General features: G+C 70.6%; 14 protein-coding genes. 4 read left to right on the forward strand and 10 right to left on the reverse strand.

Going from position 1 to position 14,635, the window contains the following annotated elements:
* Window positions 1–63 precede the first annotated feature (63 nt).
* Complete coding sequence (locus tag OHT61_RS02130; RefSeq protein ID WP_329034515.1) at window positions 64–1,395, reverse strand: N-acetylmuramoyl-L-alanine amidase; 1,332 nt, start codon at window positions 1,393–1,395, stop codon at window positions 64–66.
* A gap of 241 nt (window positions 1,396–1,636) precedes the next feature.
* Here OHT61_RS02130 and OHT61_RS02135 point away from each other — a divergent pair, with 241 nt between their 5' ends.
* Window positions 1,637–3,898, forward strand: coding sequence for a terpene synthase family protein (locus OHT61_RS02135; RefSeq protein ID WP_329034517.1), 2,262 nt, complete (start codon window positions 1,637–1,639; stop codon window positions 3,896–3,898).
* Here OHT61_RS02135 and OHT61_RS02140 read toward each other — a convergent pair.
* Complete coding sequence (locus OHT61_RS02140) at window positions 3,837–4,337, reverse strand: hypothetical protein (RefSeq protein WP_325748050.1); 501 nt, start codon at window positions 4,335–4,337, stop codon at window positions 3,837–3,839. The genes OHT61_RS02135 and OHT61_RS02140 overlap by 62 nt on opposite strands.
* A 46-nt stretch (window positions 4,338–4,383) precedes the next feature.
* The gene (locus tag OHT61_RS02145) at window positions 4,384–4,785 is read right to left on the reverse strand and encodes an ACT domain-containing protein (protein ID WP_329034518.1); all 402 of its coding nucleotides are present in this window, start codon (window positions 4,783–4,785) and stop codon (window positions 4,384–4,386) included.
* Window positions 4,786–5,069: 284 nt separating this feature from the next.
* Here OHT61_RS02145 and OHT61_RS02150 point away from each other — a divergent pair, with 284 nt between their 5' ends.
* Window positions 5,070–6,227 (forward strand): right-handed parallel beta-helix repeat-containing protein, encoded by a 1,158-nt coding sequence (locus OHT61_RS02150; protein ID WP_329034520.1) that lies wholly within the window; start codon window positions 5,070–5,072, stop codon window positions 6,225–6,227.
* A 34-nt stretch (window positions 6,228–6,261) separates the two neighbouring features.
* Complete coding sequence (locus OHT61_RS02155) at window positions 6,262–7,335, forward strand: methyltransferase (protein WP_329034522.1); 1,074 nt, start codon at window positions 6,262–6,264, stop codon at window positions 7,333–7,335.
* Window positions 7,336–7,407: 72 nt separating this feature from the next.
* Here OHT61_RS02155 and OHT61_RS02160 read toward each other — a convergent pair whose 3' ends face one another.
* The 7 genes from OHT61_RS02160 to OHT61_RS02190 all read right to left on the reverse strand — a co-directional run bounded on the left by OHT61_RS02160 (window position 7,408) and on the right by OHT61_RS02190 (window position 12,659).
* Window positions 7,408–7,740, reverse strand: coding sequence for a TcmI family type II polyketide cyclase (locus tag OHT61_RS02160; protein ID WP_329034524.1), 333 nt, complete (start codon window positions 7,738–7,740; stop codon window positions 7,408–7,410).
* A gap of 20 nt (window positions 7,741–7,760) precedes the next feature.
* Window positions 7,761–8,240 (reverse strand): SRPBCC family protein, encoded by a 480-nt coding sequence (locus OHT61_RS02165; protein WP_329034526.1) that lies wholly within the window; start codon window positions 8,238–8,240, stop codon window positions 7,761–7,763.
* A 1-nt stretch (window position 8,241) separates the two neighbouring features.
* Window positions 8,242–8,499: an acyl carrier protein gene (locus OHT61_RS02170; protein WP_327121664.1), complete on the reverse strand. Its 258-nt coding sequence runs from the start codon at window positions 8,497–8,499 to the stop codon at window positions 8,242–8,244.
* Window positions 8,500–8,514: 15 nt separating this feature from the next.
* Complete coding sequence (locus tag OHT61_RS02175; protein ID WP_329034528.1) at window positions 8,515–9,774, reverse strand: ketosynthase chain-length factor; 1,260 nt, start codon at window positions 9,772–9,774, stop codon at window positions 8,515–8,517.
* Complete coding sequence (locus OHT61_RS02180; RefSeq protein ID WP_329034530.1) at window positions 9,771–11,039, reverse strand: beta-ketoacyl-[acyl-carrier-protein] synthase family protein; 1,269 nt, start codon at window positions 11,037–11,039, stop codon at window positions 9,771–9,773. Before OHT61_RS02180 ends, OHT61_RS02175 begins: the two co-directional genes overlap by 4 nt.
* On the reverse strand, window positions 11,036–11,470 hold the full coding sequence (locus OHT61_RS02185) for a cupin domain-containing protein (RefSeq protein ID WP_329034532.1): 435 nt from the start codon (window positions 11,468–11,470) through the stop codon (window positions 11,036–11,038). The genes OHT61_RS02180 and OHT61_RS02185 overlap by 4 nt, the downstream gene beginning before the upstream one ends.
* A 70-nt stretch (window positions 11,471–11,540) precedes the next feature.
* Entirely contained in the window at window positions 11,541–12,659 is a 1,119-nt protein-coding gene (locus OHT61_RS02190; protein WP_329034533.1) for a SchA/CurD-like domain-containing protein, read from the reverse strand.
* Between the two features lie 272 nt (window positions 12,660–12,931).
* Between OHT61_RS02190 and OHT61_RS02195 the strand changes: the two genes are divergently transcribed.
* A complete protein-coding gene (locus tag OHT61_RS02195) occupies window positions 12,932–14,575 on the forward strand; it encodes an FAD-dependent oxidoreductase (protein ID WP_329034535.1) in 1,644 nt (547 codons plus the stop codon).
* Window positions 14,576–14,635 lie beyond the last annotated feature (60 nt).

Raw genomic sequence — 14,635 nt, forward strand, 5'->3', positions numbered from 1 at the left:
GCGCTGCGGGACCGGTGCCGACACACGGGTCCCGCAGCGCGCTTGTGTGCCGTCAGCCGACGCTCACGGGTGCGCTCGCACCACATCGACGTCGGAGGCCTTCACGAAGCCGATCCGATGGCCGATCTGCACCGTCACGTACTTCTGGGAGCCGGCGAAGTAGGTGTGGTCGTACGGCTTCGACCCGTCGATCGTCGGGGCGTAGTAGTAGCCGGTGGGCGCCTGTCCACCGCCGGGGAACGCCTGTCCCTCCTTGATGGTGTAGACGAGCGGAGTGCCGACGGTCGGCTTCACGAAGTCCGCGGGGTACTCCGATTTCTCCGGGTAGGCGACCCCGTACACCGGCACTTCCGCCCTGCCCGCCTTGGGCCGGACGACCGTGCCCGAGGTGGGGACGGTGACCCGGGCGCGGTCGGGGGTGCTGAACCACGCCTTCTGCCCGTACCACCAGATCGCCGTCCAGCCGGGGGCGCGGTCGGCCACGACGGCCTGCTGGGTGGCACTGATCTTACTGCCCCAGTCCGCGGCGCAGTTCGTCCCGGGCGATCCGTCCGGGTGCAGTCCGGGGTCGGAGAAGAGCGGTGAGTCCGCGGACGGCTCCGTGTGCAGGGGCACCGCGCTGCTTCCCTGACGCGGCAGGTCCACGCCCTTCTCGCAGTCGCGGAACTCCTGCTGGTTCTTGGCGAAGTCCGGGCTTACGGTGACGAGTTCACTGCTTCTGGGCGCACTCGGCACGCTGGGCCTGCCGAGCAGGGCCATGAAGCGGTTCCAGTCCCAGTACGGGCCCGGGTCCCAGTGCATGTTCTTCGTCCCCGCGGCACTGGTGGGCGGCACACCGTCGTGTCCGATGATGTGCTGCCGGTCGAGCGGGATGTCGTACTTGGCCGCGAGGTGGCGCACCAGACGTGCGGTCGACCGGTACATCTCGGGGGTGTACCACGTGGCGCCCTCGACCGCGACGCCCTCCTGTTCGATGCCGATGGAGTGCGTGTTGAGATACCAGTTGCCGGCCTGCCAGGCCACGTCCTTGTTCTTCACCATCTGCGTGACGTGACCGTCGGACGAACGCACCACGTAGTGCGCCGAGGTCTGGTTGAGCGGGTTCTGGAAGATCTTCAACGTGGTGTCGAAGTCCTCCTCCGTGTCGTGCAGGACGATGAACTTGATCTGGTTGCTGTCCGGGCGGTCCGCGGTGTCGTAGTTGCCGTACGTGTCCTTGTCCGCGGGGTCACCGGTCTGCTGGTAGGCGGCGGGGACCCAGTCGCAGGACAGGCTGCGGGGGCATTCGGTCCGTACGGTGTCCGCGCCGGCGGCCGCCGGGGAGAGGAGCGCCACGCTCAGCGCTCCCGCCGTGGTCAGTGCGAGCGCGAGTCTGGTCCTCTGCTTGGACGTCATGACAACCCTTCTTGGGCCGGGCGGTCGACAAGCGCCTCGGGAGCGCTTTCCGCGTTCGTTCGTCGGCGCACACTCTGTTGCGCAAGGGGTTGGTGAGTCAAGAGTGCAGTGTGCAACGACTCCTGAGCTTGTGTGACTAACTCCCGCCGTGCGTGCCCCGGATGGCCGAGGGGTAGTGCTGCCGCCGACAGGACGGATCCGCGGGGTCACGCGGAGTTTCTCTGAGAGGCCGGACGTACACATGGCACAGCCCTTCACCCTGCCGGACTTCTACGTGCCGTATCCGGCGCGTCTCAATCCGCATCTGGAGGCGGCCCGGAGCCACACCCGGGAGTGGGCACGCGGGATGGGGATGCTGGAGGGCTCGGGCATCTGGGAGGAGGAGGACCTCGAGTCCCACGACTACGCGCTGCTCTGCGCGTACACCCACCCCGACTGCTCGGCCGAGGCGCTGTCCCTCGTCACCGACTGGTACGTGTGGGTCTTCTTCTTCGACGACCACTTCCTGGAGCTGTTCAAGCGCACGCCGGACCGGGAGGGCGGCAAGCGGTATCTGGACCGGCTGCCCGACTTCATGCCGATGGGTCGCGGCGTCGCGACGCCCGAGCCGGAGAATCCCGTCGAGGCGGGTCTCGCGGATCTGTGGGCGCGGACGGTGCCGAGCATGTCCGACGCGTGGCGGGCCCGGTTCGCCGAGGCGACGGAGAACCTCCTGAACGAGTCCCTCTGGGAGCTCGCGAACATCAACGAGGGCCGTATCGCCAACCCCGTCGAGTACATCGAGATGCGCCGCAAGGTGGGCGGGGCTCCGTGGTCCGCGGGGCTCGTGGAATACGCCGCGAACGCCGAGGTCCCCGCGTCGGTCGCCGGCGCTCGCGCGTTGCGGGTGCTGAGCGACGCGTTCTCCGACGCGGTGCATCTGCGCAACGACCTCTTCTCGTACCAGCGCGAGGTCGAGGACGAGGGCGAGAACAGCAACGGAGTCCTGGTCCTGGAGCGGTTCCTGGCCTGCTCGACACAGCAGGCGGCCGAGGCGGTCAACGACCTGCTGACGTCACGCCTCCAGCAGTTCGAGAACACCGCCCTGACCGAACTCGGGCCGTTGTGCGCGGAGAAGGGTCTGACCGCGGACGAGACGGTGGCGGTCCTGGCCTACGTCAAGGGCCTCCAGGACTGGCAGTCCGGCGGCCACGAATGGCACATGCGCTCCAGCCGCTACATGAACGGCGGTGCCGCGCGGAGCGTGCCCGGCTTCGGCATGGCCGCGGCCTCGATCCGGCTCACCCCCCGCGCCGAGTCGCTGCGCCTGCGCAGCCACACGCACGTGCCCTACCAGCACGTGGGCCCCTCCGTGCTGCCGGACTTCGACATGCCGTTCAGCACGACCCTCAGCCCGCACCTGGACGGCGCGCGCGTCAGGATCGTGGAGTGGTCGCACCGCATGGGCCTGCTGGAGGCGCAGCCGGGCGTGCCGGGTTCGCACATCTGGGACGAGGACCGGCTCGTCGCGACCGATCTGCCGCTGTGCGCCGCGGGGTTGCACCCCGATGCCACCCCCGACGAGCTGGACCTGTCGTCGGGATGGCTGACCTGGGGGACGTACGGGGACGACTGGTTCCCGGTGGTGCACGGGCGGACGCGTGATCTGGCGGGGGCGAAGCTCGCGAACGAACGGCTGTCGCTGTTCATGCCACTGGACGGTGTACCCCTGCCCGAGCCGGTCAACGCGCTGGAGCGGGGGCTCGCCGACCTCTGGCGCAGGACGGCCGGGCCGATGGACGAGAGCGGTCGCCGCACCTTCCGCGAGGCCGTCGAGAAGATGACGGCGAGCTGGCTCTGGGAGCTGGCGAACCAGGCCCAGAACCGGATTCCCGACCCGGTGGACTACATGGAGATGCGCCGGGCGACGTTCGGTTCGGACCTCACGATGAGCCTGTGCCGGCTCGGTCACGGCAGGAAGGTGCCGGACGCCGTCTACCGCAGCGGCCCGATGCGTTCCCTGGAGAACGCGGCCGCCGACTACGCGTGCCTGATGAACGACGTCTTCTCGTACCAGAAGGAGATCGAGTACGAGGGCGAGGTGCACAACGGCGTCCTGGTCGTGCAGAACTTCTTCGGAGTGGACTACCGGACCGGCGTCGCGATCGTGGACGACCTGATGAAGTCGCGGATGCGCCAGTTCCAGCACGTCGCCGAGCGGGAACTCCCGGTGCTGTACGACGATTTCGGCCTGGACGCCGAGGCCAGGGAGGTCCTCGCCGGTTACGTCGTGGAGCTCCAGCACTGGATGGCGGGCATCCTCGTCTGGCACCGCGACTGCCGGCGCTACCGCGAGGAGGACCTGCGGCGGGGCACCGGCACCCCGTGGCACGTCGGCGGCCCCACGGGGTTCGGTACGTCGGCGGCGCGGGTCACCCGGCTGCTCGTGGCGCAGGGACGTTTCAGCCCTGCTGGAACAGCTCTGCCGGAAGTGGCTTCAGCAGGGCGTACAGGTCGTCCGTGATCGGACGGTCCCAGCTGGCGATGGTGACGAGCACGCCGTCGCTCCGGTCGAACTGGACGCAGGAGATCCGGCTCTCGGAGAGTTTGACCCGGCGCACGATCAGCAGGCTGTCGCCCTGCATCACGGGTACGTCCTCGGTGCCGGTCACCTCGACCGGCTCGTCGTTCTCGAGCGCGAGGAGGAGCTGCGCGACCTCGAAGGGAACCTGGCCCTCCTCGGTCTCCCGGGCCGGTGACCCTTCCGGCAGGTTGCCGATGATCATCGCGGGCCCGCGACCGCCGAACAGGTCGTAGCGCAGGAACACGCCCTGGCAGCTCCCGTCGGGGGCGGGCAGGAGACCGGCGCCGAGGTTGCCGGGCCAGTCGCCCGGGTCCATGGCCAGGACATCGAAGTCCGGGCCCGCGGGAGTGGCGGCGCTGCGGCGGCGGAGGAAGGACATGGGGCCATGTTACGTGTCCCGGCTCACGTCGCGGAGCCGGGCACTGCTACCGGGACTCCGCCGCCAGGGCCTCCAGCACCCGGACCGCCTCGGCCGCCCGCTCGTACGGGACGAAGAGGTGGTCGTGGTGGTATCCGGCGACCACGTTGCAGCTGATGCCCGCGTCGGTGAGTGCCAGCGACACCGCGGCGGTGAGCCCGACGGCGTCCAGTGCGGAGTGCACACGCAGGGTGATACGGCCGGCGGTGAAGTGGTGTTCGAGACCCGCAGCGTCGGCCTGCGCCTCGGGGACGACCAGCGTCAGCCCCTCCTGCTCGGAGACGGTGGCGACGGGGGTGACACCGGCGGGGACCTCGCCACCGGCGACGCTGGTGAAGACGTAGCGGCCACTCTGCAGCTCCGGCCGCATGCTCCGCAGAAGTGTTCGAAGATCCCGCTCACCTGTCATGGGGCCACGCTACGCGCCCGGGCCGGCCCGCACGTCCCGTCCGGCGCGGGCACTCCGGGCCCGCGATCCGGCCGCCCTGGCCCGTTCGGGGTGGGTCGGTTCGTCCGCGGGGCCCCATCACCGCGTCCCGCGCTCGGCCCGGACGTGTCCGCGAGGGCACCCGCAACGGCGCCGAACGCGGTGCGTGACGGGTCGCGCGGGCCGAGTAAGCCATTCAGGCACGCCTTGTATCCATACGGTCACCTTGCGTGGCAACGTCGGTTGATCGCCCATAGCTTCGGCTCATGAGAACAAGACACCTGAACAGCCTGGCCGCCGTCACCGTCGTCACGGCCTCCGCCCTCGGTCTCGCGGCCGTCCCCACCGCGGCGTCCGGCCACCGGGATCACGTGGTGCACCCGGGCGAGTCGATCCAGGGCGCGGTCGACGCGGCGGAGCCGGGCGACACGATCGTCCTGCTCCCCGGCACCTACCGCGAGAGCGTCCTGATCAAGACGCCGGGACTGACCCTGCGCGGGGCCGGTGAGCGTACGGTGATCAGGCCTCCCGCCGCCAAACCCGCGAAGAGCTCCAAGCCGGCGAAGTCCACGAAGCCCGCCAGGACCACCAAGGGCGCCGAGGCCGCGAAGGGGCCCCGGGCCGCCAACGCGTGTGCGGCCGGCGGGAACGGCATCTGCGTCATCGGGACCAAGAGCAACACGGTCGACGACGTCCGGATCCGTGCGCTGAGCGTCTCCGGATTCAGCAAGAGCGGCATCTGGGCGTCCTGGACCGACGGGCTCTCCGTCCGCAGGGTGACCGCATCGAAGAACGGCACCTGGGGCATCGCCCAGGAGCGTTCGACGCGCGGCGACTTCCGCCGCAACACCGCCACGGCCAACGGCGACGCGGGCATCTTCGTCGCCAACTCCGTGTCCGAGGAGGGCGGCGCCACGGACACCGGCGGGACGCTCGTCGTGGACAACTCCGTGACCGGGAACCGCATCGGTGTCACGGCCCGCCGGGTCAGGAACATGGTGATCGACGGCAACACGATGACCGGCAACTGCAGCGGGGTGTTCGTCGTCGGCGACGAGTCGAAGCCCGCCGCCGGCGCCATCACGATCAGCGGCAACCGGATCCTGAAGAACAACAAGTTCTGCGCCGCGACCCCGCGCCTGTCGGCGATCCAGGGCTCGGGCATCGTCCTCACCGGAAGTGAGCGCACGATCGTTCGTTCCAACGTCATCCGGGACAACGTCGGCTCGACCCCCCTCTCCGGCGGCATCCTGCTCTTCAAGAGCTTCGTCGGCGCGCTGAACACCGACAACGAGATCAGCCGCAACCTCGTACGCGGCAACAAGCCGGCCGACCTCGCCAACCGCGACACCGCGGGCAAGGGCAACACCTTCGTCAGCAACACGTGCGGGACGTCCGTCCCGGCGGGGATGTGTGCCGAATGACAGCCGACCACCGCTCAAGGAGGAACGAGACGGTATGACCACCGTGAGCCCCACCCCCGAGACCCCCGTCACCGCGCCCCCGGCGTCCGCCGCCGCTCAGACTCCACCGCCGTCCATGCGTCTGCGTGAGCTCGCGTTCGGGGCGGCGTGCGCCGCGGCCGTACGCGCGGCGGCGAGGCTGGGCATCGCCGACGCCCTGGGCGATTCGCCCTCGTCGGCCGCGGAGCTGGCGCTGGTCGTGGACGCCGAACCCGTACCGCTGCAGAGGCTGTTGCGTGCACTGTGCTGCTACGGGATCTTCGCGGAGACCGAGGACGGGAAGTTCGTCCACACCGAGATGTCCCGGCTGCTGCGGGAGGACGACCCCAACAGCCTGCGCTACATCTCGCTGTGGTGCACGGAGCCGTGGACCTGGGAGGTCTGGCCCCGGCTCGAGGACGCCGTGCGCACCGGCACGAGCGTCTTCCCCGAGACGTTCGGCAAGGGCTTCTTCGACTACCTCCACCAGGACGCCGGCGAGTCCGCGCAGGTCTTCAACCGGGCGATGACCACGTCCAGCGTGCAGTCCGCGCGGGACGTCGCCGACCTGCTCGACCTCACCGGGGTCTCCTCGGTGGCCGACATCGGCGGCGGCCAGGGCCACGTGCTCGCGAGTCTGCTGGAGAAGCACCCCTCGGTCCACGGCACGCTCATGGACCTGCCGGGTGTCGTGGCGCGCGCGGACGCCAGGCTCCGGGACGGGGGCCCGCTCGCGGACCGCGTCCGGATCGTGCCCGGCGACTGCCGCGAGGACGTCCCGTTCGAGGTGGATCTCTACATCATCAAGAACATCCTCGAATGGGACGACGAGAGCACCCGCAGGACGCTCGCCAACGTGGTCGCCGCCGCTCGTCCCGGCGCGCGCGTGGTGATCATCGAGAACCTCGTCGACGACAGCCCGTCCATGCGGTTCACCACGGCGATGGACCTGCTGCTCCTGCTCAACGTCGGTGGTGCCAAGCACACCCGGGAGAGCCTGGTCACGCGGATCTCCGCCGCGGGCCTGCGGGTGGGCGAGATCAACCCGGTCAACGCGTACCTGCACGCCTTCGAGTGCATCGTGCCGTAACCCGGAACCCGGCGCACGAAGTCGCCCCGGGTCCGGCACTCAGGTGCCGGACCCGGGGCGATCGTCCGTGCGTCAGGCCGAGCCGTCCCGCTGCCACGTGTAGAACTGCTGCGCCATCGCGTCCTTGGGACCACGCCAGGTCTGCGGGTCGTAGGGGCTCACGAAGGCGGTCAGCCGGTCGCTGATGGCCTTGAACTCGGGGTGGTCCATCACCTTGGCGATCTCCGGGCCCGGAGGGCGCTCGGACTCGATCAGGTGCAGGTAGACGTCGCCGAACTGGAACAGACTCCGCCTGTTCACGCCGACGAGGTGGGGCAGATCCGTGTTGTCGGAGGCCGCGAACAGCTTCGCGATGTCCGGTGCGGACTCGGGTGCCATCCGGGCGACGATCAGTGCGTGGTGCATCCGGCTGCCTTTCCGGGGGCTCAGTTGGCGGGGACCGAGGCGGTGCGCCGCTCGCGGTCGCGCTGCTCGATCTTGTCCCGGATGAGCTCCAGCTGCACGCGGGAGTTGCGGTTGATGTTCTCGGTCATCCACGCGTCGTCGACGGGCGCGTCCGGGCGCATCGCGAAGTCCTGCCGCCAGTGCATGCGCGTACCGCCCGGGACCTCCGAGTACTCCCACCGGATGTCCATGTGCTGGAACGGGCCGGGCTCGACCCGCCGGGCGCGCACGTTGCGGCCCTGACGGTCCGTGGTGCGCTCCGAGACCCAGCTCCAGACCTTGCCGTTGTCGTCGGGGTGCATCGTGAGGCGGAAGGTCGTCTTCTGCCCCTCACGCTTCATCACCTCGACGGCCGCGTACTCGCTGAACAGCTGCGGCCAGTTCTCGAGATCGTTCGTCATGTCCCAGACGAGGTCCAGGGGCGCGGCGATGGTGATCTCGTTCTCGGTGTGTCCGGACACGTCAGGCTCCTGTCACGAGGGTGGTGTTCACGAGGTCGAGGAACTCGCGGGGCGTCTTGCACCGGTCGGCGTCGACCGGGAGGGGGTGGCCGTACCGGTTCTCGAGCGCGGCGACGATGCCGAGCAGCCCGAGCGAGTCGAGGCCGTACTCGTCGAAGGCGGAACCGGGGCGGTTCGCCATCTCCGTGGGGTCGACCGTGAGGCCGGCACCGTTCTTCATGAGTCCGGCCAGTTCCTCGTACGTCAGTTGAGCGGTCATCGGTACTGCTCCTTCTCAGACGGGGGTGTCGGTGGGGCGTCGCAGCACCAGGGCCGCGTTCGATCCCATGAGTCCTCGGCTCAGCACGAGGGCCGTCCTCATCTCGGCGGGGCGCGCGCGCCCCATCACGAGGTCGAGGTCGTGGCACACGTCGAAGACGTTGGGCGTGGGCGGGATCAGGCCGTGCTCCATGGCGAGCACGGCCGCCGCCGTGTCCAGTACGGGGGCACCGCAGTAGGCGCGGCCGATGCCGGTCTTGGGCGCCGTGACGGGTACGCGGCGTCCGTGCGCGCCGAGGGCGTCGGCGATGGCCAGCGCTTCGGCTCGGTCCGCCGACGGCACACCGAGCGCGTCCGCGAAGACCACGTCGATCTCCTCGGGCGCGCAGCCGGCCTCGCGCAGTGCTCCCTCGATCGCGTGGGCGAGCCCCGCACGCGACTCGTCCCACCGGGCGGCGCCCGTGAAGGTGGCGGCGTGTCCGGCCACTTCGGCGCGGACCCGGGCCCCGCGTTCGAGGGCCGCCGTCTCCTCCTCGACCACCAGCATGCCGCCGCCCTCGGCCGGGACGAATCCGCACGCGTCCTTGGTGAACGGCCGGTAGGCGCGGGTGGGGTCGTCGCTCAGGCTGAGGTCGTCGTAACCGAGCTGGCAGACGACCGAGTACGGTGCGAGCGGCGCCTCGGCCGCACCGACGACAACGGCGTCCGTGCCGCGGCGGATGGAGCGCGCCGCGTGCATGAGCGCGTCCAGGCCGCCGGCCTCGTCGCTGGCCACGACGGCGCACGGCCCCTTGAAGCCGCCACGGATCGAGATCTGGCCGGTGCTGGCCGCGTAGAACCAGGCGATGGACTGGTAGGGGCCGACGAAGCGGGACCCCTGCCCCCACAGCCGTTGCAGCTCGCGCTGGCCGAACTCACCGCCGCCGGACCCGGCAGCGGTCACCACTCCCACCTTGAAGGGCGCGCCCTCGTAGTCGGCGCGGCCGAGCCGGGCGTCGTCGAGTGCGAGATCGGCGGCCGCCATCGCGTAGTGCGTGAAGCGGTCCGTCTGCACGAGGAAGCGCTCCTCGATGAACGCGACGGGGTCGAAGTCCCGGACCTCGCCCGCGACGCGCAGCGGGAGGTTCTCGCAGCCCTCGCGGGAGACCGTGTCCAGGACGCTGACGCCCTCCTGGGTCTGCTTCCAGAAGGCGCCGGCGCCCGTCCCGTTGGGGGCGACGACTCCGATACCCGTGATCACGGAACTGCGGCGTGCCGGGGTTGCCGGGGCACTCATGGGTTCCTCCCGCCTGATCGGGTCATGGCGACGGCGGACTGGAATCCGCCGAAGCCGCTGCCGACCGAGAGCACACTGCGCAGCTTGAGGGGCCGGGCGGTGCGCGGTACGTAGTCGAGGTCGCACTCGGGATCCGCGGTCTCGTAGTTGGCCGTCGGCGGCACCGTCTGGTGCTTGAGGGCCAGTACGCACGCGGCGATCTCGATGGCTCCGATGGCGCCCAGGGAGTGGCCGACCATCGACTTGATCGAACTCATCGGCACCTTGTAGGCGTGGTTGCCCAGAGCGCGCTTCACCGCGGCCGTCTCGTGCCGGTCGTTCTGCTTGGTGCCCGAACCGTGCGCGTTGACGTAGTCGACCTGCGAGCCGTCCAGCCTGGCGTGCGCGAGGGCGGTGTTGATGGCCTCGGCCATCTCCAGGCCTTCGCTGGTCAGACCGGTCATGTGGTAGGCGTTGCCGAAGGTGGCGTAGCCGGATATCTCGCAGTAGATCGTGGCGCCGCGGGCCCGTGCGTGCTCCAGTTCCTCGAGCACGAGGACCGCTCCGCCCTCACCCATCACGAACCCGTCCCGGCGGGCGTCGAACGGCCTGGAGGCGTGCTCCGGGTCGTCGTTGTTCGCCGAGGTGGCCTTGATCGCGTCGAAGCAGGCCACCGTGATGGGGGTGATCGGCGTGTCGGACGCCCCCGCGATGCAGACGTCGACCCTGCCCTCCTCGACGGAGTGGAAGGCGTAGCCGATCGCGTCGAGTCCGGACGTGCAGCCCGTCGAGACGGTCTGCACCGGTCCGTGGGCGCCCACCTCCTCGGCGACCGCGGAGGCGAGCGTGCTCGGCGCGAACGCCCTTTCGAGATGGGCGCCGGCGGGCCGGTGGTCGACATCCCAGCGGGCGCCGCTCCCGCTGACGGCGACGTAGTCGTGCTCGAGCCGGGTGGTGCCGCCGACGGCGGTCCCGAGGGAGACCCCGATGCGCCAGGGGTCCTCCCTCTCCAGGTCGAGTCCGGCGTCTCCGAGTGCTTCCCTGGCCGCGACCAGGGCGAACTGGATGTACCGGTCCGAGCGGGCGATCAGCTGCTCGTCCAGGCCGTGGGCCACGGGGTCGAAGTCGCACTCGGCGGCGATGCGCGAGCGGAACTGCGACGGGTCGAACAGGGTGATGCCGCGTGTGGCCGTGCGGCCGTTGGCGAGCAGGTCCCAGAACGCCGGGGCTCCGATGCCGCCGGGTGCGACGACCCCGACCCCGGTGACGGCGACGCGCCGTGTCATGAGGCGGCCCCCGTTCGTTCCGGCGGGGCTCCGCGCTCGGCCGTCTCCGTGACCTCGGTGTCCACGTGCCCGAGCTCCGGGCGCGGGGCGAGCGGGCCGAGGTGGAAGACCATGCGGGCCTCCACGTCCCCCACGTTGCGGAAGCGGTGGCGGACGTGCGGCGGGATCAGCAGCCCCTGGTCGGGCCGCATGGCGAACGTCTCCCCGTCCAGGTCGACTTCGAGCAGCCCGGCCACGACGTACACGAATTCCTCCGAGTACGGGTGGTAGTGCTCGCCGATGCGGTCGCCGGGCTCGACGAGGGCCAGCCCCATGAATCCGCTGGTGGCCCCCACCGCCGTGGGGGTGAGCAGGGCGCGCAGGTCGCCCCCGCGCCTGCGGTTGGGCTGAGTCTCGCTGAGGTCCACGATGCGAGGCCGGTGGGTGGTCATGGCTGGTCTCCTCCAGGCACGTTGTGCGGTGGGTAGGCGGAGCGGGGTGGGCCCGGTCGCCGGTGACGCGTCAGGACTCGGTGGCCCGACGGTCGGTGATCAGGTTCATCTCGGCCTGCGCGAGGAAGCGCGCGGCCTCCTGGTCGGTCGTCGGCATGCCGTTGGCACCGCCGTCCAGCAGCCGGCCGAGCATGGCCGCCTTGCGGTGGCCGCCGATGCCGAGCGCCTGCGTGGGCTGCGCGTCGAGCGGGCCGCTCACCTCGAGGAGCCGCACCACGATGTCGTCGCGCTGGAAGATGGTGCTGCTCTCGATGGGGCTGGTGACGTCGTCCGCCGCCGCCTCGTCCTGGCCGGCGAGCAGCCGGGCCAGAGCCATGCCGCAGCCCTCCTTGCCCTGGTAGAACAGCGCGTGCCGTTCGACCTGGGCCGAGGAGTGACGGCCGGCCGTCACGTGGTGGACGGTCGGGAGGGCCGCACGGGTGAAGAACATGCGGGCGGAGTCGGGGTCGCTCAGGTCGCGGTCCTGCTCCAGATACGGGTTGATGGCCTCTTCCACGGCCCTGACCTCGGGCTGCCGTGAGACGTGGCGCAGTGCCGCCATCAGGTCGCCCTCGACCTCGACGGCCCGCACGACACGGTTGCCGTGCATGAAGAGCGAGGTGCGGCGCAGGCGGGTGTTCTCGTCCACGCGTGCCTTCGGGGACTCGTAGTCCGCGAGGATCTTCGCGACCATCTCCTCGGTACCCGGCTTCACCGTGAACGTCAGTGCGTGGCGCACGACGCCGTCGCCGAGGCGCGGTGCCGACTGCAGGCGGCTCTTGGCGGGCTGCGCGGCGCTCTCGAACGCCGCGCCGGTCTCCCGCAGGACACTGAAGCGGAGGGACCGCGTGTCACGTACGCAGCTGTGCAGCGGCTGCACCGTCGCGACGTGCTCCTCGCTGTTCACCCAGGCCAGGAACGGCGGCGCGCTCTCCCACTCACTGGTGATGAGCCACTGCGAGGGGTTCTCGATGGACTGGCAGAGCTGGTCGCTGATGTGGCCGGGGATCGAGGCCACCTGGTTGCGCATGTGCTCGTACGCCTCGAGGAACTGGTTCTGGGCGCCGTCGTGCAGGTCCAGCAGCAGTATGACCCGGAGCCTCGAACCGTCGAAGGCGGACTGAGATATACGTTCCGAGAGGGCTGTCATCTTTCGTTCTCCTTCGAGACGATACGGCGGCCACGGCACGTGACCCCTCGTCATCCGGCGGTATCGGTGGAAGCGGCACGAGCCCCTGCCCGCTGACGCGCGGCGAAGCCCCCGCAACGCGGACAGCGCTCCCGCGACTGATCGTGGAACGCTGGTACGGGCGGCGCGAGATTTATGAACCGTTCAGGTGAGGAGCCGTCCCAAGCCCTGCCGAACCACTCCCGCGAGGGCATGGACACTGCATCCGTCCTGTGTCCGAGCTGGAGCAACAGATGAACGAGAACGTCGACCATCGCGTACCGGTCCTAGTCGTGGGTGGCTCCCTGGTGGGCCTGTCCACGTCCCTCTTCCTGAGCCGGCTCGGCATCCGCCACCTGCTGGTGGAGAAACACCGCAGCACCTCGACCCACCCCCGCGGGCGCGGCAACAACGTGCGCACCATGGAGATCTTCCGCACCGCGGGGGCGGAGCGGCTGATCCGGGACGCCGCGTCCGTGCTGGCGGACAACCACGGCATCCTGCAGGCGGGCTCGCTCACCGGGGACGACCAGGAGTGGCTGTTCAAGGAGATCGACCCGGGGGGCGGCCTCGCCAGGTTCAGCCCCAGCGGCTGGTGCCTGTGCAGCCAGAACGACCTGGAACCGGTCCTGGTCGACCACGCGAGGGCGCAGGGCAGCGAGCTGCGGTTCTCGACCGAGCTGATCAGCTTCGAGCAGGACGCGGACGGGGTCACCGCCGTGGTGAAGGACCGGGAGACCGGGGTGCACAGCACGGTGCGCGCCGACTATCTCGTCGCGGCCGACGGGCCTCGCAGCCCGATCCGTGAGCAGCTCGGCATCGGCCGGACGGGTCCCGGCGACCTGTTCCACAACGTCAGCATCACCTTCCGCTCCCGGGGGCTCGCCGCGGTGGTCGGTGACCGGCGCTTCATCGTCTGCTACCTGACCAACCCGAAGGCGGACGGGGCGCTCCTGCCGGTGGACAACGAGGAGCGCTGGGTCTTCCACGCGCCGTGGCAGCCCGACCGGGGCGAGACACTGGAGGACTTCTCCGACGAGCGGTGCGCGGAGCACATCCGTCTCGCGGTCGGAGCGCCGGACCTGGACGTCGAGATCACGGGCAAGGCACCGTGGCACGCCGCGGAGCGGGTGGCCGAGCGGTACAGCTCCGGCAGGGTCTTCCTCGCAGGCGACTCGGCCCACGAGATGTCCCCCACCGGCGCCTTCGGCTCCAACACAGGGATCCAGGACGCGCACAACCTGGCGTGGAAGCTGGCCGCCGTGATCGGGGGCGCGGCGGAGCCGGGGCTCCTCGACACGTACGAGGCGGAACGGCTGCCCGTGGCGGCGGCCACGAGTGCGCGGGCGTCGGCCCGTTCGAGTGAGCACAGCCACCCGGGGTACGCGGGTTCGCCCGGCCCCGGTGGCGGTGGCGGGCGCAAGGGCGGCGGCATGCTCGCGGTCGCCCTCGGATACCGGTACGCGCGGGGGGCGGTCCTGGGCGTCGACCCCGCGACCCCCGTGGTTCCCGAGGGCATGGGTCTGACGGGCGAACCGGGGTCCCGCGCCCCGCACATGTGGCTCGGCCGCGACGGGGAGCGTGTCTCGACCCTGGACCTGTACGAGCAGGCGTTCGTCCTGCTCTGCGACGCCCGGCACCAGGACTGGCGTGCGGCCGCCGCAGCCGTGGCGAAGCGCCTCGGTGTCCGTCTGGACGCCTTCGGTATCGGTTCCGGCCCCGATGCGGACCTGCGGTCGGAGGAGGGGGCCGACTGGGCGGTCTCCCACGGCACCTCCGCCGAGGGCGCCGTGCTGGTGCGCCCCGACGGTTTCGTGGCCTGGCGGTCCGAGGACGCGGCGGCGGACCCCGAGGGAACGCTGTACGAGGTGATGGCGACGCTGCTGCACCGCGTCTGACCCGGTACGAACGGCCCGCTGCCTCGCCTGCGGGCCCGGCCCCCGCCCTGCCGCCTCCGA

Origin of the sequence: Streptomyces sp. NBC_00178 (genome assembly GCF_036206005.1) — a bacterium.
GTDB lineage: Bacteria > Actinomycetota > Actinomycetes > Streptomycetales > Streptomycetaceae > Streptomyces.

Excerpts from the sequence above, each read along its gene's own strand:
- OHT61_RS02135 (WP_329034517.1), top strand. The coding sequence starts at position 1,637 with ATGGCACAGCCCTTCACCCTGCCGGACTTCTACGTGCCGTATCCGGCG.
- OHT61_RS02145 (WP_329034518.1), bottom strand. The coding sequence starts at position 4,785 with ATGACAGGTGAGCGGGATCTTCGAACACTTCTGCGGAGCATGCGGCCG.
- OHT61_RS02175 (WP_329034528.1), bottom strand. The coding sequence starts at position 9,774 with ATGAGTGCCCCGGCAACCCCGGCACGCCGCAGTTCCGTGATCACGGGT.
- OHT61_RS02170 (WP_327121664.1), bottom strand. The coding sequence starts at position 8,499 with ATGACCGCTCAACTGACGTACGAGGAACTGGCCGGACTCATGAAGAAC.
- OHT61_RS02130 (WP_329034515.1), bottom strand. The coding sequence starts at position 1,395 with ATGACGTCCAAGCAGAGGACCAGACTCGCGCTCGCACTGACCACGGCG.
- OHT61_RS02185 (WP_329034532.1), bottom strand. The coding sequence starts at position 11,470 with ATGACCACCCACCGGCCTCGCATCGTGGACCTCAGCGAGACTCAGCCC.
- OHT61_RS02140 (WP_325748050.1), bottom strand. The coding sequence starts at position 4,337 with ATGTCCTTCCTCCGCCGCCGCAGCGCCGCCACTCCCGCGGGCCCGGAC.
- OHT61_RS02155 (WP_329034522.1), top strand. The coding sequence starts at position 6,262 with ATGACCACCGTGAGCCCCACCCCCGAGACCCCCGTCACCGCGCCCCCG.
- OHT61_RS02180 (WP_329034530.1), bottom strand. The coding sequence starts at position 11,039 with ATGACACGGCGCGTCGCCGTCACCGGGGTCGGGGTCGTCGCACCCGGC.
- OHT61_RS02160 (WP_329034524.1), bottom strand. The coding sequence starts at position 7,740 with ATGCACCACGCACTGATCGTCGCCCGGATGGCACCCGAGTCCGCACCG.
- OHT61_RS02190 (WP_329034533.1), bottom strand. The coding sequence starts at position 12,659 with ATGACAGCCCTCTCGGAACGTATATCTCAGTCCGCCTTCGACGGTTCG.
- OHT61_RS02195 (WP_329034535.1), top strand. The coding sequence starts at position 12,932 with ATGAACGAGAACGTCGACCATCGCGTACCGGTCCTAGTCGTGGGTGGC.
- OHT61_RS02150 (WP_329034520.1), top strand. The coding sequence starts at position 5,070 with ATGAGAACAAGACACCTGAACAGCCTGGCCGCCGTCACCGTCGTCACG.